Annotated in this window: 18 protein-coding genes; 10 read left to right on the top strand and 8 right to left on the bottom strand. The window is 71.0% G+C overall.

Annotated elements, in window-relative coordinates; all coding sequences use genetic code 11:
* The first annotated feature begins 111 nt into the window (after positions 1 to 111).
* Together ACTOQ3_RS27740 and ACTOQ3_RS27735 are read left to right on the top strand one after the other, a co-directional pair.
* Positions 112 to 1,935: an ABC transporter ATP-binding protein gene (locus tag ACTOQ3_RS27740; protein WP_440086339.1), complete on the top strand. Its 1,824-nt coding sequence runs from the start codon at positions 112 to 114 to the stop codon at positions 1,933 to 1,935.
* Positions 1,936 to 2,289: 354 nt separating this feature from the next.
* A complete protein-coding gene (locus tag ACTOQ3_RS27735; protein WP_440086338.1) occupies positions 2,290 to 3,975 on the top strand; it encodes a PQQ-dependent sugar dehydrogenase in 1,686 nt (561 codons plus the stop codon).
* Between the two features lie 91 nt (positions 3,976 to 4,066).
* Here ACTOQ3_RS27735 and ACTOQ3_RS27730 read toward each other — a convergent pair whose 3' ends face one another.
* The 5 genes from ACTOQ3_RS27730 to ACTOQ3_RS27710 form a co-directional block, all read right to left on the bottom strand.
* Complete coding sequence (locus ACTOQ3_RS27730; RefSeq protein WP_440086337.1) at positions 4,067 to 4,684, bottom strand: response regulator; 618 nt, start codon at positions 4,682 to 4,684, stop codon at positions 4,067 to 4,069.
* Positions 4,685 to 4,745: 61 nt separating this feature from the next.
* The gene (locus ACTOQ3_RS27725; RefSeq protein WP_440086336.1) at positions 4,746 to 5,999 is read right to left on the bottom strand and encodes a sensor histidine kinase; all 1,254 of its coding nucleotides are present in this window, start codon (positions 5,997 to 5,999) and stop codon (positions 4,746 to 4,748) included.
* A 54-nt stretch (positions 6,000 to 6,053) separates the two neighbouring features.
* A complete protein-coding gene (locus ACTOQ3_RS27720) occupies positions 6,054 to 7,397 on the bottom strand; it encodes an alpha/beta hydrolase (protein WP_440086335.1) in 1,344 nt (447 codons plus the stop codon).
* A gap of 179 nt (positions 7,398 to 7,576) precedes the next feature.
* Entirely contained in the window at positions 7,577 to 7,963 is a 387-nt protein-coding gene (locus ACTOQ3_RS27715; RefSeq protein WP_440086334.1) for a VOC family protein, read from the bottom strand.
* Entirely contained in the window at positions 7,960 to 8,253 is a 294-nt protein-coding gene (locus ACTOQ3_RS27710) for an ArsR/SmtB family transcription factor (protein WP_440086333.1), read from the bottom strand. Before ACTOQ3_RS27710 ends, ACTOQ3_RS27715 begins: the two co-directional genes overlap by 4 nt.
* Positions 8,254 to 8,714: 461 nt before the next feature.
* Between ACTOQ3_RS27710 and ACTOQ3_RS27705 the strand changes: the two genes are divergently transcribed.
* Positions 8,715 to 9,458, top strand: coding sequence for an MBL fold metallo-hydrolase (locus ACTOQ3_RS27705; RefSeq protein ID WP_440086332.1), 744 nt, complete (start codon positions 8,715 to 8,717; stop codon positions 9,456 to 9,458).
* A gap of 185 nt (positions 9,459 to 9,643) precedes the next feature.
* Positions 9,644 to 9,781, top strand: coding sequence for a hypothetical protein (locus ACTOQ3_RS27700; protein ID WP_440086331.1), 138 nt, complete (start codon positions 9,644 to 9,646; stop codon positions 9,779 to 9,781).
* Here ACTOQ3_RS27700 and ACTOQ3_RS27695 read toward each other — a convergent pair.
* Positions 9,769 to 10,206 (bottom strand): hypothetical protein, encoded by a 438-nt coding sequence (locus tag ACTOQ3_RS27695; protein WP_440086330.1) that lies wholly within the window; start codon positions 10,204 to 10,206, stop codon positions 9,769 to 9,771. The genes ACTOQ3_RS27700 and ACTOQ3_RS27695 overlap by 13 nt on opposite strands.
* 1,214 nt (positions 10,207 to 11,420) lie before the next feature.
* On the bottom strand, positions 11,421 to 11,972 hold the full coding sequence (locus ACTOQ3_RS27690; protein ID WP_440086329.1) for a hypothetical protein: 552 nt from the start codon (positions 11,970 to 11,972) through the stop codon (positions 11,421 to 11,423).
* 616 nt (positions 11,973 to 12,588) lie between these two features.
* Between ACTOQ3_RS27690 and ACTOQ3_RS27685 the strand changes: the two genes are divergently transcribed.
* Positions 12,589 to 13,548 carry a hypothetical protein gene (locus ACTOQ3_RS27685; RefSeq protein ID WP_440086328.1) on the top strand — a complete coding sequence of 320 codons (960 nt, stop codon included), beginning with the start codon at positions 12,589 to 12,591 and terminating at the stop codon, positions 13,546 to 13,548.
* Between the two features lie 205 nt (positions 13,549 to 13,753).
* Here ACTOQ3_RS27685 and ACTOQ3_RS27680 read toward each other — a convergent pair whose 3' ends face one another.
* Positions 13,754 to 14,194, bottom strand: a complete 441-nt coding sequence (locus ACTOQ3_RS27680; RefSeq protein ID WP_440086327.1) for a PASTA domain-containing protein — start codon at positions 14,192 to 14,194, stop codon at positions 13,754 to 13,756.
* 606 nt (positions 14,195 to 14,800) lie between these two features.
* Between ACTOQ3_RS27680 and ACTOQ3_RS27675 the strand changes: the two genes are divergently transcribed.
* The 5 genes from ACTOQ3_RS27675 to ACTOQ3_RS27655 are packed head-to-tail and all read left to right on the top strand — an operon-like array spanning position 14,801 to position 19,919.
* Positions 14,801 to 15,013: a sulfotransferase gene (locus ACTOQ3_RS27675; protein WP_440086326.1), complete on the top strand. Its 213-nt coding sequence runs from the start codon at positions 14,801 to 14,803 to the stop codon at positions 15,011 to 15,013.
* Positions 15,014 to 15,044: 31 nt separating this feature from the next.
* Positions 15,045 to 16,574 (top strand): hypothetical protein, encoded by a 1,530-nt coding sequence (locus ACTOQ3_RS27670; RefSeq protein WP_440086325.1) that lies wholly within the window; start codon positions 15,045 to 15,047, stop codon positions 16,572 to 16,574.
* Positions 16,571 to 18,382, top strand: coding sequence for a TOMM precursor leader peptide-binding protein (locus tag ACTOQ3_RS27665; RefSeq protein WP_440086324.1), 1,812 nt, complete (start codon positions 16,571 to 16,573; stop codon positions 18,380 to 18,382). Before ACTOQ3_RS27670 ends, ACTOQ3_RS27665 begins: the two co-directional genes overlap by 4 nt.
* Positions 18,383 to 18,422: 40 nt before the next feature.
* A complete protein-coding gene (locus tag ACTOQ3_RS27660; RefSeq protein WP_440086323.1) occupies positions 18,423 to 19,727 on the top strand; it encodes a hypothetical protein in 1,305 nt (434 codons plus the stop codon).
* Between the two features lie 18 nt (positions 19,728 to 19,745).
* Positions 19,746 to 19,919: a hypothetical protein gene (locus ACTOQ3_RS27655; protein ID WP_156046007.1), complete on the top strand. Its 174-nt coding sequence runs from the start codon at positions 19,746 to 19,748 to the stop codon at positions 19,917 to 19,919.
* The last annotated feature ends 16 nt before the right edge of the window (positions 19,920 to 19,935 follow it).

The following is a 19,935-nucleotide window of genomic DNA, read 5'->3' as shown; positions in this document are numbered from 1 at the left end:
CCGGGAACCGCGCACCTCGCGCCATCCCGCTCCCGAGAAAATCGTTCGCCTCCCCCGCCCGCCCTGCGCCACCATGGCCATAGCCATAGGTGCTCAGAGGGGCGGATGGCCGTGCCGGAATTACTCGATTCCCCCGAAGAAAAACCGCCCGCCCGCCGGTCGGCCGTTCTGCTGGCGCTGCGGTACTACAACAGGGAGCTGCTGAGCCAGTGGCGGATCGCCGCGCCCGCGCTGATCCTGCCGGCGTTGGGGAACACCTGCCTGTTCTATGTCGCGCCGCTGGCGGTGGGCGCGATCGTGGGGCGGCTGGCCGACGGCGGGGACGCCACCATCGCCGTGCTCGTGCCGTACGTGCTCGGCTTCGGGGCGGTGCTGCTCGCGGGCGAGATCCTGTGGCGGGTGGGCATACATTTCCTGAACCGCACGGATGCCCGGGGCATCGAGCATCTCGGCGTGAAGGGCATGGACGCGTTGCTGGCCAAGGACGCCGCGTTCTTCCACGACAACTTCGCCGGTTCGCTGACCAAACGGGTGCTGAGCTTCTCCGGCGGGTTCGAGAGCTTCGTGGACACGCTCACGTTCTCGATCATCGCCAAGGTGGTGCCACTGGCGTTCGCCTCGGTGGTGCTGTGGCGGTATCACCCGCTGCTGGTCGTCGTCCTCCTGGGTCTCATCATCGTCACCGTTCTCCTCGTCGCCCCGCTCATCCGCCGCCGCCAGAGGCTGGTGGACCGGCGTGAGGCCGCCAAGGTCCGGGTGTCCGGGCACGTCGCCGACGTGCTGGCCAACATGGAGACGGTCCGCGCGTTCGCCGCCGAGGGCCGCGAGGCCGCGCAGCACCGGGCCCGGGTCGCCGAGCAGCGCAGGCTGACACTCCACTCCTGGGACTACGGCAACCTCCGGGTGGACACCGTCATCGCACCGCTGTCGATCCTCACCAGCACCGTCGGCCTGCTGCTCGCCGTCACCCTCCGCGGCGGCCTGGGCGTGGAGGCGATCGTGGTGACGTTCAGCTACTACTCGACCTCGATCGGCATCATGTTCGAGTTCAACCAGATCTACCGTCGCATGGAGAGCGTGCTCACCGAGTCCGCCCAGTTCACCGAGCTTCTCCTCACGCCGCCGGGAGTGACCGACCCGGACGACCCGCAACCGCTGCGCCCCGCCGACGCCGGCGTCCGGTTCGAGCGGGTGACGTTCGCGCACGCCGGCACTCCGCCCCTGTTCGACGGCTTGGACCTGCACATCCCCACCGGCACCAAGCTGGGCCTGGTCGGCCGGTCCGGCGGCGGCAAGAGCACCCTCACCCGGCTGCTGCTCCGCCTCATGGACATCGACGGCGGCCGGATCGTGATCGGCGGCCAGGACATCGCCCGGCTCCGCCAGGCCGACCTGCGCAGCCTGATCGCCTACGTCCCCCAGGAGCCCGCGCTGTTCCACCGGTCGTTGCGCGACAACATCGCCTTCGCCCGGCCGGGCGCCACCGACGCCGAGATCCGCCGGGTCGCGCGGGCGGCGCACGTCACGGAGTTCGCCGAGGCTCTGCCGGACGGCTTCGACACGCTCGTCGGGGAGCGCGGCGTCAAGCTCTCCGGCGGCCAGCGGCAGCGCGTCGCCCTCGCCCGCGCCATCCTGCGCGACGCGCCGATCCTGCTGCTGGACGAGGCCACGAGCGCGCTGGACTCCGAAAGCGAGACCCTCGTCCAGGAGGCCCTGTGGGGCCTGATGCGTGACCGTACCGCCCTCGTGGTCGCGCACCGGCTGAGCACCGTCGTCCGCATGGACAGCCTGGTGGTGCTCGACCAGGGCCGCATCGTGGAACAGGGCGATCACCACGAACTCCTGCGGGCCCAGGGTCCGTACGCCCGCCTGTGGCACCACCAGTCCGGCGGCTTCCTGCTCGAGGAGGACACCTCCGACGCCGTCCACCGCTGACGCGCGGGCGCCCCCGTCCCCCCGGCGATCTCTCGGAACCGGCCCGCCGTCCCGGCATGAACGAGGACATCGTGCCGGGTGGCCGCGCCGCCTTGGGCGGGCCGATCCACGAGAGGCCGGCGGCCCGGCCCGCCGCCGAGGAAGCGCGGACCGCCCTGCCGGGCCCGTCACCGAGGAGTCGAGCATCCGTCGATCCGCAACTTTCGCCGCGTACATGAAATTTTCATCGGCGCTGGGTCGTCCTCCCAGATCGTCAGGGCGGGCCGATCGCGGTGTTTGAGGTTCCGCGGCCCGCGTGCCTACGGTGCTGGCACCCGCACAGCGATCCGGTCATGGAGTCCCAAGGAGCCCACCATGCGCGCCCGCGTCGTCCCGGCCCTGATTCTGGCACTGCTCGCGCTGCTCGTCACCGCTCCCGAGGCCCGCGCCCAGGTGGTGGGCGGCTTCGACTTCTCCCGGGCGCAGGTCTCCGTCACCGGCCTTCAGGTGCCCTGGGGCCTGGCGTTCCTGCCGGACGGCAGCGCGCTGGTGTCCGAACGCAACACCGGACGCATCCTGCGGGTGCGGCCGGGCCAGACGCCCACCGCGGTCGCCACCGTCAGCGGGGTGAGCGCCTCGGGTGAGAGCGGCCTGCTCGGCATCGCCGTGTCGCCCGCCTACGCCCAGGACGGCTGGGTGTACGCGTACTTCACCAGCACCGCCGGGGACAACCGCCTGGTCAGGCTGCAACTGGCCGCGCCCCAGACGCAGACGGTGATCTTCTCCGGGGTGCCGGGCAACACCTTCCACGACGGCGGCCGCATCGCCTTCGGGCCGGACGGCATGCTCTACGTGGCGACCGGCGACGCCGGCAACACCGCCAACGCGCAGAACCTCAACAGCCTCGCCGGGAAGATCCTGCGCATGACGCCCACCGGCGGCGTGCCCGCGGACAATCCGATCGCGGGCTCCCGCGTCTGGACCTACGGCCACCGCAACGTCCAGGGCCTGACCTGGGACTCCCAGGGCAGGATGTACGCCGCCGAACTGGGGCAGAACACCCGGGACGAGATCAACCAGATCGTCGCGGGCGCCAACTACGGCTGGCCGACGTGCGAGGGCACGTGCACCAACCCCTCCTTCCGCAACCCGATCGTCACGTGGACCACCGCCGAGGCGTCGCCGAGCGGGCTGGCCTGGGCCAACAACACGCTCTTCGTCGCCGCGCTGCGCGGCCAGCGGCTCTGGACGGTGCCGCTGACCGGCGCCGGGACGCCCGGCACGCCGCTGGCCGAGTTCCAGTCCGCCTACGGGCGGCTCCGCACGGTCGCGGTCGGGCCGGACGGCTGGCTCTGGGTGGCGACCAGCAACCGGGACGGCCGCGGCACCCCGGTGGCGCAGGACGACCGCATCGTCCGCGTCCCGCCGGCCACCCCCGGGGACGACACCTCCCCGCCGACCGCGCCGGCCGGCCTCGCCGCGTCGGGGACGACCTCCACCGGCACCACCCTGGCCTGGACCGCCTCCACCGACGACGTGGGCGTGAGCGGCTACGACGTCCTGCGCGCGCCGGGCGCGTCCGGCGGCGCCTTCACGCAGGTGGGGACCTCGGCCACCACCTCGTTCGCCGAGACCGGGCTCACCGCGAACACCACGTACCGCTACCAGGTCCGGGCCCGCGACGCGGCGGGCAACCTCTCGCCGGTGTCGAACACGGTGACGGTCACCACCCCGGGCGGCGGGGGCCCTGGCGGATGCTCGGTGACGGCGACCGTCCAGACGCAGTGGGGGAACGGGTACGTGGTCCAGCCGGTCACGGTCACCAACACCGGCACGTCCGCGGTCAACGGCTGGACGGTGACCTTCACGCTGCCCGCCGGCCACGCCGTCACCGGCTCGTGGAACGTCGCGCTGTCCGTCATCGGGCAGACCGTCACGGCGAGGAGCTCCGGGCACAACGGCGCGCTCGGCCCCGGCCAGAGCACCACCTTCGGCTTCCAGGCGAGCCGTCCGAACGGCGACGCCCAGGCGCCGTCCGGCTACCGGTGCACGAGCTCCTGAGTCCCGGCCGCGCGCCCGGTTCGGCCGCGGGCTCCTGGTCGCGGGGAGCCCCACCACGCCGACGGCCGCCCCGAGAGTCCGAGGCCGCGGCTCAGATCCAGCCGTACTGGCGGGCGATGCGCGCGGCCTCGTGACGGTTCGCGGCGCCGATCTTCCCTGCCGCGGAGGAAAGATAGTTCCGTACGGTGCCGGGCGACAGCGCCGCCCTGCGGGCTATCTCGTCCACCGGCGCTCCCTCGGCGGCCAGTTCCAGCACGTCGGCCTCGCGTGGAGTGAGCGGGCTGTCGCCCGCGCCGATCGCCTCGGCGGCGAGCTGCGGATCGACGTAGCGGCCCCCGCCGTGAATCGTGCGCACGACGTCGACCAGCACGGCGGCGGAGACGGTCTTCGGCAGGAAACCCCGTACGCCGGCGGAAAGCGCCCGCTTCAGGTGCCCGGGGCGGCCATGACTTGTAACGATCATGGTGTGGCACCCGGGAACCTCCTCATGGATCATGCGGGCCACGGTCACGCCGTCCAGATCGGGCAGTTGCAGGTCGAGCATCGCCACGTCCGGCCGGAAGACGCGGGCCATGGCGAGCGTGTCGGCGCCGGTGGCCGCCTGGGCCACCACGCTCAGATCCTCTTCGAGGGCGAGCAGCGCCACCAGGGCACCCCGGATGAGGTGCTCGTCCTCCGCGAGCAGGATCCGGATCGGCGCGCCGCTCACCGGACGTCCTTCCACCGGCCCGGGAACCGCCCGGTGTCCATGTGCGGCGGCACCACAGCGGTCACCGGGTCTCCTCCTGGGTAGCCACGGGCAAGGGCAACTCGGCGGTGAGACGGAACCGGTCGGGCGGCTCCCGCGTGGTGACGACACTCCCGCCGAGCGCCGCGAGACGTTCCGCCACGCCGGGAAAACCGTTACCGATCGGCCGCCGGCCATCGGGAGACTCCGAACCCGTCACTCCGTCGTTCTCCATGCTCAGCGTAAGCCGATCGGTGCCGCCGGTCGTCGACCGGTGCAGGGAAACCGTGCACGTCCGCGCCTCGCTGTGCCGCAGCACGTTCGTCGTCCCTTCTCGCACCACCCAGCCGAGCGTGCTCTGCACCTCGGCGGACAGGCCGCGCCCGTCGCCGATCACCTGGCAGCGCACCCCGGCCGAGGCGAGCACCGACCTGGCACCGGCCAGTTCCGTGTCCAGGTCGGCGGTGCGGTATCCGCGCACCACCGCACGCATCTCGGCCAGCGATTCATGCGCGATCCTGCTCACCTCGCGCATCTCGTCCACCGCCCCGGACCGGCCACGCTCGACCAACCGCGCCGCGAGTTCACTCTTGAGGGCCACCACCGACAGGTTGCGGCCGATCACGTCGTGCAGATCGCGGGCGAAGCGCAGCCGCTCCTCGGCCACCGCCAGCCGAGCGTGCGCCTTCCTGGAGTGATCCAGTTCCCAGACGCCCTTCAGTCCCCACATCGAGACGCGGTAGGTGAGCAGCCAGGCGAGCACGAGGCTGCCCAGGCCGATCGCGGCCGGGACGGCGACCGGCAGGGGAGCGCCCTCCATCCGGGACACCGCGAGCTTCGTCGCCACGGCCGCCGCCAGCACGCCGGCGGTGGCGGGGAACGGCACCGCCGATGACACGGCGACGACGAACGCGGTCGCGAGGACGACCACCAGGCCCGACGCCGGGCCGTCGGGGTGACCGGGCTGCGCGTCGGGGTAGGCCACGACCCCGGCCACCACGCCCACGACCGTGAGCCCGGTGGCCAAGGCGATCAGCCGCACCGGGCGGGACCGACGCCCCAGATAGTGATCCAGGCCCGCGTGGACGAGCAGCGCGCAGGTGACGGCGTGCAGGGCGATACAGGCCGGCATCACCCACCGCGCGACCGGCCCCACCGCTGGACCGATCATGACGGCGGCCCACACCGGTTCGAGGACGTACGCCCCGGAGAGCGAGACGCGGGTCCACAGGTCCCAGCGTTCCGCCTGACCACGCCGCCGCCACCGCCGCAACCGGTCCGTGAGCCCGCTTCCCATCCCACCCACCCCGTCATGATCGCACCCGTTCTCGCGAGACACTCCTACGGCCCGCTACGGCGCGAACCGCATCTCCGGCCAGCGCGCGGACGGCCCGGCGAGCAACGCGCCCGGCCGCCCCAGCAGATGGCGGTCGAAGAACGCGCGGATGTGGACGCGCTGGACGAGCACCGAACGAGGGCCGTCGATTTCGCCGATCATCCCGGTGACCTGATCCGGCGGCAGTCCCAGCGAGTGCTGCCGGAGCAGCACCTGAAGGTCGGTGAACGAGGTGTGGCCCGCGCCCTCCAGCCGTAGCTCCAGCCGCCAGCCTCGCAGGCGGGACCACAGCGCCGCCCAGCTCGGATCGTTGCCCCGGCCGTGCTCCGAGCTGCCCACCTGCAGGAACGGCCGGTCCAGCCCCTCCCGCAGAACCGGCCCGAACATCGCGCCGTCCAGGTTGACGCCGGCCCTGACCCGCGAGTCCGCGTGCATGGTCGCGGCGGCGGTGGCACCACCCAGCGAATGCCCGAACATCCCGATACGGGACAGATCAAGCACACCGCGCAGTCCCTTGGGCACAGGCCGGCGCTCGGCGTCGACGACACGTCCGCGATTGAGCGCGGTCAACCGGTCCATGACGAAACGGGTGTCGGCGAGGCGAGCGGCCACCGCCTTGGTGGCGACGGGATCATCGGGGTCGTCGAAGTTCGGTGGCGGTGAGCTCGCCGCGTGGGTCTTCACCCGCCCGTCCGGGAATTCCACCGCTCCGGCGTCGTAGGTGTGGTCGATGGCGGCGACCACGTAACCGTGGCCGGCGAGATCCTCCACCAGGGCGGTGCTGGAGGCACGGTCGGCGCCGAAGCCGTGCGAGAAGAGCACCACCGGCAGCGGCCCCCGCCCTCGATGCACCGGCGCCCCCACTCGCCCATGCGTGACCGGCAGGCGTACGGTTCCCGCCGGAACACCCGCCAGGACGGCCTCCGCCAGCCTGGGCGTGAGCCATGGCGCCCGGGGGTACGCCGCCGCCTTCCGGGCCGGGTACCACAGCTGGACCATGAGCTCCCGGGACGGCGTGGCGGGCACCCACGGGTCGGGCCGTGAACGGTCGACCAGGTGGAGTGACACGGTCCCGACCTGCAGCGGGCCGGTGGGTTCCGGCAGCGTGAGCCGGACGGGCGCCACCCGGCCGGCGCCGAGGCCGGAGCCGACCTCGGCCGACGTCGTTCCAGCGGGTGCGGGGCGGGTGGCCCCGGGGCCGGCGAACGCGGGGCCGGCCACGAGCGCCACCCCCAGCGCCGACGCCAGCGCGGCGCGGCAGAGCGTCGCGACTCCTCGCCGGGGCGAGCCGGCCTGTCGTGGAGCCGCATCGGCCGTTCGGGGCCGGAGGGTCGGGGAGGGTCGATCGGGAATCGTCATGATCCCAGCCTCCGGCGCCGCCTGGACGTGCAGTAGTGCCGGTCCTCACCGGCTCGGGTGCGTCCCTCCTCGGCGGCCGATGACAAATCTCATGGGCGGCGCGGGTGAGGCTCGCCCTCCTGGACCGCGGCGCCCGCCGGACGGCTCCGGCGTCGGCAAGGCGGCCACAGGGGCAGGTCCTACTTGTGGTGCACGATCTGGATCAGGTTGCCGCAGGTGTCGTCCAGGACCGCGGTGGTGACCGGCCCCATCTCCAGCGGCTCCTGGGTGAAGCGCACCCCGAGCCCGCGCAGCCGGCCGAACTCCGCGTGCACGTCGTCCACGGCGAAGGCGGTGGCCGGGATGCCGTCCTCCACCAGCGCCGTCTTGTACGGCTTCACCGCCGGATGCTCGTCGGGCTCCAGCAGCAGTTCGGTCCCGTCGAGGTCGTCCGGCGAGACGACGGTCAGCCACCGGTGCTCGCCCAGCGGGATCTCGGTCTTCTTCACGAATCCCAGCACGTCGGTGTAGAAGCGCAGGGCCTTGTCCTGATCATCGACGAAGACGCTGGACAGGTGGATCTTCATGGGGTGCCCTCTGGTTTTTCTGGCCTGAGCCACCGGGTCACGATGTGCTCAAGCGGTTCGGTGTTCAGATCGTGGAACTTGTAGCGGCCCTGGCGCCGCGAATGGACCAGGCCCGCGGATTCCAGGACGGCCAGATGCTGGCTGACCGCCTGGCGCGACAGCCCCAGACCATGCTTGGCCACCAGCCGCGAGCAAATCTCGAACAGGGTCTGGCCGTCCCGTTCCACCAGCTCATCGAGGATGCGCCGGCGGGTGGGGTCGGACAGTGCCTTGAAGACATCCTCCGCCACACCCCAAGCATAGGCAAGTGTCGGCTTGCCTATCAAGAGGCAAGCAGCAACTTGCCTGTCATACCGACCATCCTCGCGCCACCCGATCGAAGAGGCGGGCCCTGTCCGGCGGGAGCCGAGCGGCGAGCCCGACGGCCCGAGCCCCGCCGACCGGATCCGGACGCCGTCCCCACCGGGAACAAATATTTATGGACCGGGACGGATAGTCCCGCGACCATGGGGCAGAGAGGCGCGCATGGTGAACCCCTTGGACATTCTGCTGGTCCTCCTGCTTCTCGCCGCCGCCGCCGGTCTGGTCGTCCGCTCCCGCAAACGCCAGCACCGCTGAAGCGGTTATGCCGCCGGACTTTCCCGGCGCCGCGACGACGATCGCCGATGGCGTCTTCGGGCCGCCCGAAGAAGCGGCCGCCCGCGCCCGTATCGTGCCGACCGTGACGCGCTCCGGCCGTTAGGGTTCATGGATGCTGCTGACGATCCTTGGCGGATGTGGTGCGTGGCCGGGAGCGGGCCAGGCCTGCAGTGGTTATCTCGTGGAGCACGACGGGTTCAGGCTCCTCGTCGACCCCGGGTACGCGACGGTGCCGCGGCTGCTGGAACGGGTCACCGCTGATCAGGTCGACGCGGTGTTCGTCAGTCACGGACATCCCGATCACTGCGCCGATCTGAACCCGCTGTTGCGGGCGCGCGCGTTCCGTGACGATCCGCCGGCTCCCTTGCCGGTGTACTCACTGCCCGGTGCCCTGGACGCGGTGCTCGCGCTGGACCGCCCGGGAATGCTGGCCGACGCCCATGTCCTGCGCGAGTTCACCGCCGGCGATCGGATCGACATCGGCCCGTTCCGCGCGCAGACCCGCCTGCTGCCGCATTCGGTGCCCAATGCCGGCGTACGGCTGACGGCGGGCGATCGGGTGCTCGCGTACACCGGCGACACCGGCCCGAGCCCCGAGGTGGTGGAGTTGGCGCGCGGCGCCGACCTGTTTCTGGCCGAGGCCACCTATGCGGACCGGGTCCCGGAGGATTCGCGGCGCAACCTGTCGAGCGCCCGCCAGGCAGGCCGGCAGGCCAGGGAGGCCGGCGTCCGGCACCTGTTGCTGACTCACCTGCGGCCGGGTACGGACGCCACAGTCGCGCGAGCCGCCGCCGGGGCCGAATACGACGGCGAGATCGGCATCGCCACTTCCGGTCTCGCCCTCGATCTTTCCTGAGCACGTCCTCCCAGGGCCTCGAACGCCTCGCGTGTTTGTCCGGCTTCCGGCACGCGGCGCACTTCGATGGCGAGGCCTGTCCACTCCGGCGGCCCGCGGCGCCCCCATGACCCGCGCCACCAGGTGGGGATGGGGTGACCGAAAACTCGTTGCCGGCGGCGCGGGGCTCTTCCTACGGTCGCTCCGTGACGATTGCGTACGAGTGGCGAGGCCACTTCGGCAACAGGGCGATCAACACACTCCACGCGCAGGGCTTCGGTCATGCGCGCCTGCGGGACGACTGGCGGGCCCCGAGGAAGCTCGGCCCGCGTCAGTCCAAGTAGTCGCCGACGTAGTCCTCGCACTCGTTCGTGAGGTCGTTCTCGGACTGCTTGCAGCCTTGCCAGATGAACTTCTGCCTGCTCACGTCACCGGCGATGGACACGCTGAGTTCTCTGGTCCCTCCGTTGCACGACACCCCGTCCGTGTAGCGCCAGCCCACGACGGGGTTGTTCCATGAGCTCTCCTTGTACTTGGCGTATACCCTCCAGCCGTCGTCGCAGAGGCCGTCTCTCACCGTGAAGGAGTTCCGGCCTTTCGCCATGTTCGACGTGCCGGAGTTGAACCAGACCGTGCCCGCCACATTGCCGGCCGCGTGGTAGACGTTCATGCTGGTGGTGGCCGCGTGCGCCACCCCGGTCGATGTGACGGTCATGGCGGCCACGCCGAGCACCACCACTGCTCTGGCCACATTGAGACGCTTGGGCATCACTGCACCTCTTCCTGTTCTCCGTGTCCCGGGCTCGACCGGATGCCTTCCCGTGGATCATCGGCGACATTTATCAGACTGGAGTTCGAAAAAACTTGACCGTACGTCCTTCTTGACGACACGCCCTGTACGGCTGAGTAGCGAAATATCCGGATCTGCGCGCGCCCGCGTAGCCCCCATCACCAACTGGAATGCTCGTTGTCCCAGATCACGGCCCCGGCTCGTCGTCGCCGAGCCCGGCGACCGGGTCGAGGCCGACCCCGGCGTACGTCAAGTCGTCACGCTCGGACAGAACCTCGCGTGACGCCCCCGCCGCCGCTGCCGACAGCAGGTCCGCTGGACGATGCCGGTGTGGCGCACCGATCGGCCCGGGGCTCTTGTGCTGTACGCACGGAGGTGTCGCGGCAGCGGACGGGGCGGGCCCGCCACCCGCTGTCACGCTGCCTCCACACATGCCCGGGCGGGCGGCGTGGAGAGCGGAGACTGGGGAGTGAAGAGCGGAGAGTGGAGGGCGGGCCGGCCTGCCTCCAGGCTCCGGTGAGACAGGACGGGCTTCGTACCCCGCCGTTTGCCGGTGAGAACGCCTCGGAGACCGCTGAGCGAAGCCGGACTGTCAACGGTTTGCTATACCGCCATAGGTGTCGAAGCAAGTGTTCCTTGCAAAGCCGTACAGTCCGAATATTGGAGCTGGACGCTTGTTTCCAGTGCCGGCAAATCCTTTCCCGACGGTCGCGCCGTTTGCCGCGCCCCTGATCGTCAGACGCATGCGACAACTGTTCCCTTCATCATTTCGCCCGCTCATGTCAGGCTCTTCCGAGGGGACGAAGGCTCACGAAGATAATCGCTGCCCGGCTGAGATCATGGGAACCTGTAAGCTTCCAGTACTGCATCTGTAGACCATGTGGTAACGGGTCGCCTCGTCGGTGGCAGTGGTTGATCAGGGCGCGTGTCCGGTGGACCTGCCGGAATCGGGGCCGAGCCGGAACATGGCCGATGAGGCCGACACGGGAGGAGCAGGCCTTGTCGGCGGCCACCGTACCCGGGTGGGGTGCGCGGGCCGCCGGGGGCGGATGGACCTTCATGCCGCCCAGGACGGCGCGAAACCGCGGGACTGTCGACGATGGCCTACCAGGACCACGGACCAACGCGCCGGCGAGTTCCCCTGATCTCAATTCCGTGCAGACCCCGGTGCCGCGCAGGAAACGTTCGCCTTTTCAGGACGCGCGTTCGTTTCCGACTTCCGCGTGCCGCAACGCGGAGACGGCCGCTCGCGCCCGCCGAAGCTCCCGCAAAAACCGGGCGGGGATCCGCCGGGAACCGCGGCGCGCCCGCGCCCGCTCCCCCGATCGCATGTTGATCTTCCACAGGAAATAATGAACGAACTCGCCGACCGCGAACCCGTAAAGCCCGGCACCCAGCAACAGACCGGTTGGGCTCGTCCCGATCCCGCGCGTGGCGATGCCGACGACCACGACGACGGGAAACACCAGCAGAAGCGCGACGTTGAAGGCATACAGGGCCTGGAGGCCACAGAGCCGGGCCCTGGGGTCACCGCGCGAGGTACGGCGCCTGCTCAGCAGCCAGAACTTGCCGAGCCAATAGCAGCCGCCCTCGACCAGGACGACGTTCAACGTGAGCAGCCCGACCAACGCGTACGGCCGGTTGTCCCCGTCCCACAACCACCGAACCGGATGGAGATACAGCCAGGAGAACAGCCCGACGTTGAACAGTTCCAGAAGACCAGTTTCAAGGAGCCATCTGGTCATACGCTGCCCGGTCCGAGGACCCGTCTGGCCGATTCCCATCCCGGCTCCACCACTGGTCGGATGTGACGCGGTCACCGACACGCTACCGAACACCTGCACCGCGAAAGCGCGAGCGTCCCTGCCGGCACCTCACCGGGGCGGAGGTTTCCTACTGCCGCACCAGAAACGGGTGATGGGCAGCCTCGGCGCCCCCCACACCGCATCCCACACCATCGCCAGCACCCACCACGCGCCCGCGGCGATCGCGACACCCAGCAGGAGCGCCGGCACGATCAGCGCGTGACCAAAGCACGCCCGGAGGAGCGGGTGGAGCGCTGAAGCTTCATCATGGCAGCAGCGAAGCAGGCAAACGGGCGGCACAGCAGCCCCCACCGGCGCCGGCCGCGGAATCTCGCGTACGGCTGCGTACGGGGAGAAGCCCGAACGCTTTTGACCTCGCTGCCACGGGGTGCCACGGCAGGTGCCACGGCAACACCAGCGGGCGGTCCACGGTTGAGTGGATTCTCAGCGTCCCTCAGCGAGGTCACAGGTCCGGCGGAGGAGGCTTTGCCGAGTCATCGTCTTGCGGGGCCGAGGGGGCCGGATGAAAACCGAAGCGTTGGATGAACCGCGCAGGTTGCCATACATTGCCGCGGCATGGAGCTCGGTCTACGGCATGGCCCACCTGTGGTGGCTGATAGACCCCGGGTCGCCGACGGCTCCTCCTGAGGAGGTCTTCTCACCTGGCCGGTGGGTGGCGGTGACGCTCGCCTTCATGGCCACGGCGGTGTGCTCGGTGATCGCCACCGGGATCGGACGCCACCGGGCGGCACCTGTGCGGTGGACGCTGGTGGCGCTGGCGTGGGTGATCGGGGCCGGCCTGATCGTCTACTCGTACATGCTCGCCATCAGCCTCGCCACCATGCTGTTCGGCCAGGCCGGCGACTGGGGGAGCCTGTTGACCCGCGCGGCCGGAGCGACGGCGGGCGCGCTGACGCTGGCGTGTGCCGTCGCCGAGCAGCGCAGGGTAAGGCGGGCCTGCTCCCACTGCGCCCGGGTCCACGGCCGTTCGCCGGAGCGGCGCACCGATCCCACACCACGGTGGGCCTACCTCGCCGCCTACGTCGCGCTCGCCGGTTGCGCGGCCCGTGTGACCGCGCTGGTCCTCGATTCCCTCACGGCGCGCAAACCGCTGCCGTTCGAGCTCGGCGCGTCCTTCGGGATCTTCTTCTTCCTGCTGTTCCTGGCCGGAACCCTGCTGCCACTGGCATTGGCCCACCGGTTCGGCAGGATCTGGCCGCGCTGGGTGGTCCCGCTGGCAGGACGCGATGTGCCGCGATGGCTCGTGCTGGGGCCCGCCCTGTTCGTCGGCGCCGGCTTGGCCGGCTACTTCGGCGTGGCCGGGATGACGGCATGGATCCTTGACAAGGGCAACCTGGCCCAAGCCCCGGTGTGGAAGGTGTCGATGGAAATGTTCGGCTACACGTCGTGGGGCCTTGGCCTGCTCGCCGCCTCCATGTCCTACTACGGTTTGACCAGGCGAAACTGCCCTTTCCCGGATCAGCCGCCCAACGCGCCCCCGCGAACGTCGTCGTGATCGGATCAACGAACGAGACACGGCCTCGGGGCTCCGCGGGAGTCCGGTCCCCATCCAGGACCGGCCAGGATGGGGACCGGACGTGGAGGGGGAGCAAGCACGCCGGCGGGTCCTCCAGCGGCTGAGAGCCGGGGGCGGTGGGGAGACGGCCGGCCTGCGGGTCAGGTCGGCCGGCGAATGGTGTTCTGCCGGCGCTTTGCTCGTCTTACTCGCCGATCTTCTTCGCGTACAAGGTGATCAACGTGTCGACCGTCACCTTCCGCCCGGCGGCCGGCGACTGCTTGGTCACCACCCAGTTGCGGTCATACACCTGGAGGCGGTTCTGCCCGGTCGCGTCCTTGTCGTTCAGGACATAGAACCCGGCGGCCTGCATGGTGTCCTGTCCTTCCTGCAGGTTCATCCCGACGACGTCCGGCAGTGTCCTCTTCTCCGCCACCTCTTCCTTCTTGGTGGAAGGGGGCTCCTTGTCGTCCTGCTCGATCGGCTCAGGGCTCTTCTGCGCGGGTGCCGGTGCGGTGACGGTCACGGCAGGCGCCGCGGTGTCTGCGCCCGCACCGCACCCGGCGAGAACGGCGATGGCCACGACGGTAACGGCGAAACTGATGATCCTCATGCGGGCTGCTCCTGACGTGGTGGACGGATGCATGGGGACGGTCGAGGGTGGCTGCCGGTTGGCCGGTGAACGTCGTTCTGTTGGCACCCCAGGACACGACGGAGCCCAGCCGTCATGCTCTTTCCCCACACCGGTCTTCCCTGGACGGCTGACGCCGGCGTTCCCGTGCACGCCCTATGGAAGATCACCGTTCATGGTCCGCTGACGACGACTCAGCGCACCCACACCCGGATGCGCGCTCGATCGCCGATGCCGGGCGCTGAGCGCCCATCTCACGGTCCGTGCGAGCAGGCGTCCTCGTCGACGCCGTCCGGCACTCCCTCGCCGCTCGGCGGCCAAGCTCCCACTGTCAATGCTCGCTGCGATCAGCCACTCACATGGCGGAGGAAGGTCTGAACCGCACTCGCCGCGATGGTGGGCGTTGACCAGTAACTCCTGCACATAGCAGACGATCTCGTCGTCGGACACTGTCCGCGCCAGGCCGAGCAGTGTGCCCGACTCGTCTCTGGCGGTGACGACCAGGGCGGGACAAGATCGACCGTTACACCGGCGTGCGCGCCTTCACCTCCCAAGCGCCCTCCCAGCCGGAGGTGCCGGCCGCCGACCGCGACCCGGCGGTATCGGAAGCCTTCGACGCCGATGACTACCAGCAGGGGCGAGGACAGGCTGAAGCCGATTTGTCAATTCCTGGGCGTGCCGATTCCGGATATGCCATTTCCTCAGGTGGATGAACGGACCGCGTTTCACCGGAAAAGGCCACGTCGGCAGTTGAAGCTGATGATCCGGGGTCGACGAAATGTCATACACCTGAAACATAGGCCTTGCGAGGTAAATCGGTCGACGGTATTCTGAACCCATGGGAGCGCTCCCACAAAATGTGGAGATGATTCGGCCCCGATTACGCGCCGACGTGCGGTGGGTCGAGTGCCCCGGAGGGGTTCACGTTCACGGGGATCACGGGGCGGCGACACTGCGCGGACCCCACGCGCTGGCCCTGCTGGAGCGGCTGGCTCCACGCCTCGACGGGGCCCTGACCCTGGGCGAGCTGACCTCGGGCCTGCCCGAGGCCCAGCGCGACCTGGTCACCGGCCTGGTCGGACGGCTGGCCGACCTGCGTTTCGTCGTCGACGACACCGGGGCTCCGGCTCACGGGTTGTCCGCCGAGGAGCTGAATACCTACGCGGCCGAGATCGCGTTCGCCGGGCACCCGGGGCGGTTCGCCCGGGTGCGGAACTCGGCGCTGCGCGTGACGGGGACCGGGGTGCTGGTCCCGGCGCTGGTCGAGTGTCTCCGGTCGGTGGGCTGGCGCGAGGTGGTGGCCTCGGGTGGGGACGTTCTGGTGCAGGTCAGCACCTCCCGGGAGGAACTGCTGGCCGGGGCGCTCGCCTGCCCCGCCGACGTGGTGCTCGCGCAGGTGCTGATCTGCGACGACGAGGCCTGGCTGACCTCCGCGGGACCGCCCGGGGAGACCGACGCGGCCACCGGGTGGGGGCGGTTGTCCCTCCGCGAGGGGACGCGGGGCGACTGGTTGCGCGGCGCGGTCCCCCGCGTGCTGGCGTCCCAGGTGGCCCTGGGGGTCTTCTCGGCGGTGACGGGGCTCACGGAGGCGCGGCGCGCGTTCACACGCGTTGATCTGCGCAGCTTGGACGCCACGATCCACCGTTTCGCGGGGCTGCGCCGGGACCCGGCGGAGGTGTCCGGAGCCACCCACGCGTCGCGGATGTCGGCGGGCCTCGGGGGCCGCAACGCCGGCGAGGGGAGCCCGGAGCATCCGGGTGCGGCGGGGTTCGACGGGCACGATGCCTCGAGCGATGCGGGCGCTCGGGACCGGTTTTTCGCGCTCTGTCGTGATCTGGTGGACCCCCGGATGGGGGTGATCGCGGTTCTCGACGAGGGTGCCTATCCGCAGGGGCCGCTCTCCGTCGTGCGGGCGCTGGTCGGTGACGGCGAGGTCGTCGGGTGGGGCGCGGATCACGACACGGCGCGGTTGCGGTGTCTGCTGGCGGTGTTCGCGGCGGACTCCGGCGACGGTTTCGTCGGTGCGGGGCTGACCTGGGAGGACGCCGTCTCCGCGGCCCACCGGCAGCGGCTCGAAGCCGGGGCGGCGCTGGTGGGGGCGGGGGGCGAGGTACCCGTGCCGCAGGACGGGCCGCTCTGGCGGCAGGTCGTGGCGTCCGGTGAGGTGCCGGTCGTCCGGGAGATCCCGGGGTCGGCGGTGTTGCGGTTCGAGGTGCCGGACCGCCCGCCGATCGTGTCGCTCGGGTTGCGCGACGGGCTGGAGCGGGTGTTGCTGCGGGCGCAGACCGGCCTCGAACCGCCCGTGCGGTGGGCGAGCGAGGGACATCCGATCGGCGGGACCGCCGTCTCGTTGCCCGCCGACGGGCCGGCGTTCGTGGCGCGGGTGACGTCGTGATCGCCGACGTGGTGGGGTCGGGACGGCTCTTCGAGGCGATCAGGGCGCGGGTGCGGTCGGGCGGGGTCGTCGTGGTCGCCAGCGACGCCGACGACATCGGGCGGCGGCGTTACGGATTGCCGTGGTTGCCCGTGCACACCGAAGCAGGACATGTCGTGATCGGTCCCACCGCCTTCCCCGGAAGGCCGGGCTGTCCCACCTGTGTGGAGCGGCGGCGCGCCGGGAACCGGGAGCACTTCCAGGTACGTCTGCGCGACCGCCCCGCCCTCCTCACCTCCCTCGTGGCCGGGACGGTCGGCGAACTGGTGGCCGAAGAGGTCGAGAACCTGCTGGCCGACCCGTCGGCCGCGCTGACGAGCGGCGCGATGCTCCGGATGCCGGTCCGGACCGGCGCGCTGGAACGCCACCTGTTCCTGCCCGACCCGTTCTGCGAGGTCTGCGGCGACCGGCCCCCCGACGGGCCGCGCCCGTTCGTCTTCACGCCGCAGCCGAAGGTGTCGGGTTTCCGGGTCGCCACCCTTGACCTCGCCGCCCTGGAACGCCGCTACGTCGACCCGGAGACGGGCGTCGTGCGCTCGGTGGCCGCCGACGCGCGGGACGGCGCGGTCGCCGTGGCGCGGCTGAACCCCGCGCGGGCCGCCCACGAGAGCCACCACGGGTTCGGGCGGTGCGAGGACGTGCCCGCCGCGAAGGCGACCGCCGTCGCCGAGGCACTCGAACGGCTGGCCGGGTTCTCGCCGCGCGGGCGCCGGACCACCGTCAGGGCCGCGTTCGACGACATCGCCGACCAGGCGCTCGACCCGCGCCTCCTGGGGTTGTATCCCGACGACTGGTACGACCGGCCCGGTTTCTGGTTCACCCGGTTCGACCCGGCGCGGGAGACCGCCTGGGTCTGGGGCCACTCGTTCCAGCGGGGCGGGCCGGTGCTGGTGCCGGAGACGTTCGTCTACTTCGGCCCCCGGCCCGACCGGGGTTTCGCCTACGAGTGTTCCAACGGCTGCGCCCTCGGCGGGTCGCTCGCGGAGGCGATCCTCTACGGCCTGCTGGAGGTCGCCGAACGGGACGCCTTCCTGACCACCTGGTACGCCCGCCTCCCGCTCCCCCGGGTCGATCTGCGTTCGGCGCACGACCGGCGCGTCCCGATGACCGCCCAGCGGATCGGCGACCGGCTCGGCTACGAAGTCCACGCCCACGTGGTCACCCTCGAACAGGGATTGCCGGTCTTCTGGATCACCGCCGTCGACCGGTCGGGGCGGTCGGACCGGCCGAAGGCGATGTGCGGCGGCGCCGCCCACCTCGACCCCGAACGGGCCCTGCGCCGGGCCCTGGACGAGCTGGGCCCGATGCTCGCCAATCACGTCGCCCGTTATGACGAGAGCGAGGCGGCCCGGCTGGTGGCCGACTCCGACGAGGTACGCCTGCTGGAACACCACCCGATGGTGTACGGGCACCCGAAGGCGTACGAGCGGCTGGAATTCCTATCAAACGGCGCCGAGCTGACGGTCGGCGAGCTGCCGGAGTGGCCGGCCCACGACGACCTGGCCGACGACCTGCGCGACCTGGTGGCCAGGTTCCTGGCCAGCGGCATGGACGTGATCGCCGTCGACACCACCTCGCCCGAGGCGGCGACGGGCGGATTCGCCTGCGCGAAGGTGATCGTGCCGGGGGCGGTGCCGATGACGTTCGGCCATCACCACCGGCGGGTGCACGGGCTCCCCCGGCTGCTGACGCGGGGCCGCGCGATCGGCTACCTCGACCGCGACCTCGCGGTGGGCGATCTCAGCCCCCATCCGCACCCGTTCCCGTGAGGCGCGGATGACGGACGCGGCAGCACGTTACGTGGCGGCGATGGCGGATCGCGGGCCGCTCGACATCCGGTGGGACCTGGCGCCGCTCCGGCACAAACGCTATCCGTCGGCCGAATGGGTCGAACCGCGGCACCCGCTGGGCGCGCTGCTCCGGGGCATGCTCGGCATCACCCGCGTGATCTGGCGGCACACGGACGCGGGCCCGATGGCGATCCCGGGCCGTCCGGCGCCTTCCGGGGGAGGCCTGTACCCGATCGAGGCCTATGTCGCCTGCCCGGACGGGCTGTTCCACTACGACCCGGTCCACGAGGTCCTGGAGGTGCTGCGCACGGGTGACCATGGCCCGGCGCGGATCTGCCTGACGGCGGTCTTCTGGCGTTCCATGTTCAAGTACGGCGACTACGCCTACCGCCTGATCTGCCAGGAGATCGGCGTCCTGCGCACCCAGGCGGAGGTGGTCGCCGCCCTCCTGGGCCTGACCGTCACCCCCGGCGACGCCGACGACGCCGACGACGCCCTCCTCGGTCTGGACGGATCCCGCGAGTCCCCTCTGGCCGTCCTGCACGTGGAGCCGTACGAACGGTTCCTTCCGCCGGAGCCCGCCGGCGCCCCGCGGAACTCCGGCGACCTGCCGCGGGAGGCCCGGCCTCTCCCCCGGCCGTTTCCTCCAGGCGCTGCCCGCGACCTGCACCGGGCCGCGGACGCCACCTCGCGGGCGAGGTGTCCGAACCCGCCGGCACGGGGCATCCGGATTCCGGCCGAAGTGGTGGATCTCCGCGACGGTCTGCGCGCGCGTCACTCCCCCCTCGACGGTTTCCGCCCGGCGTCCGTCCCGCTGACGGAGATCGTCGCGATAGCCGGCCTGGCCGTCTGCCCCGGCCTGGACCTCTACCTGCTGGCCCTGCGCGTCGACGGCCTCCCGAGGGCCGCCTACCACTACGACGGCGACCTCCGACGGGTCCGCGCCGCACCGCTGGAGGAGCTGGGCGCGGCCCCTCTCGTGGCGAACACCCGGGAGGCCCTGAAGACGGCCGCCGCAGTGATCGTCCCCGTGGGCGACCCCCTGGCGGGCACCGCGCGCGACCACCGTGACCAGCTCGTGGAGACCGGCGCGTCGCTGCAGCGGGCGACGCTGGCCGCCGCCGCGCTGGGCCTCACCTCCCGCATCCACTCCGACGGCGCCGGCGAGGCGACGGACCGCGTCCTGGGCCTGACGGGTCCGGCGCGGAGCCTGTCGTCCCTGCTCGTCGGCGTCCCCAGGTCCCGGGGGCCAGACCTGGTCCTCCGGTTCCCCGATCCGCAGGAAGGAGGTCCGAAGGCACGTCCGCAACACACCGATCAGTGAAAGAGAAGGAGAAACGTCATGGACAAGCTTCCCCTTGACCTGTCCGGTCTGGAGGTCGAGGCGATCGACGTCCTGTCGGCCGACTCGATCGTGATGGAGGGCCACGGCGCCATCGAGACGGGCGCCTCGTCGGCGATGGGCTACTGCTCGTCGTATATGCAGGCGAACAGCTGCTGGGCGCCGGAGGCGTAGCAGGTCCCCGCCAAAC

Origin of the sequence: Streptosporangium sp. LJ11, assembly GCF_051918945.1 — a bacterium.
Classification (GTDB): domain Bacteria; phylum Actinomycetota; class Actinomycetes; order Streptosporangiales; family Streptosporangiaceae; genus Streptosporangium.
Note: the sequence above shows the minus strand (reverse complement) of the source record. Positions and strands in the feature narration are given on the sequence as shown.

What these genes read in the sequence shown, in the direction of transcription:
- ACTOQ3_RS27735 (WP_440086338.1), top strand. Translation starts at nt 2,290, where the DNA reads ATGCGCGCCCGCGTCGTCCCGGCCCTGATTCTGGCACTGCTCGCGCTG.
- ACTOQ3_RS27725 (WP_440086336.1), bottom strand. Translation starts at nt 5,999, where the DNA reads ATGGGAAGCGGGCTCACGGACCGGTTGCGGCGGTGGCGGCGGCGTGGT.
- ACTOQ3_RS27720 (WP_440086335.1), bottom strand. Translation starts at nt 7,397, where the DNA reads ATGACGATTCCCGATCGACCCTCCCCGACCCTCCGGCCCCGAACGGCC.
- ACTOQ3_RS27715 (WP_440086334.1), bottom strand. Translation starts at nt 7,963, where the DNA reads ATGAAGATCCACCTGTCCAGCGTCTTCGTCGATGATCAGGACAAGGCC.
- ACTOQ3_RS27705 (WP_440086332.1), top strand. Translation starts at nt 8,715, where the DNA reads ATGCTGCTGACGATCCTTGGCGGATGTGGTGCGTGGCCGGGAGCGGGC.
- ACTOQ3_RS27695 (WP_440086330.1), bottom strand. Translation starts at nt 10,206, where the DNA reads ATGCCCAAGCGTCTCAATGTGGCCAGAGCAGTGGTGGTGCTCGGCGTG.
- ACTOQ3_RS27690 (WP_440086329.1), bottom strand. Translation starts at nt 11,972, where the DNA reads ATGACCAGATGGCTCCTTGAAACTGGTCTTCTGGAACTGTTCAACGTC.
- ACTOQ3_RS27680 (WP_440086327.1), bottom strand. Translation starts at nt 14,194, where the DNA reads ATGCATCCGTCCACCACGTCAGGAGCAGCCCGCATGAGGATCATCAGT.
- ACTOQ3_RS27675 (WP_440086326.1), top strand. Translation starts at nt 14,801, where the DNA reads ATGACTACCAGCAGGGGCGAGGACAGGCTGAAGCCGATTTGTCAATTC.
- ACTOQ3_RS27670 (WP_440086325.1), top strand. Translation starts at nt 15,045, where the DNA reads ATGATTCGGCCCCGATTACGCGCCGACGTGCGGTGGGTCGAGTGCCCC.
- ACTOQ3_RS27660 (WP_440086323.1), top strand. Translation starts at nt 18,423, where the DNA reads ATGGCGGATCGCGGGCCGCTCGACATCCGGTGGGACCTGGCGCCGCTC.
- ACTOQ3_RS27655 (WP_156046007.1), top strand. Translation starts at nt 19,746, where the DNA reads ATGGACAAGCTTCCCCTTGACCTGTCCGGTCTGGAGGTCGAGGCGATC.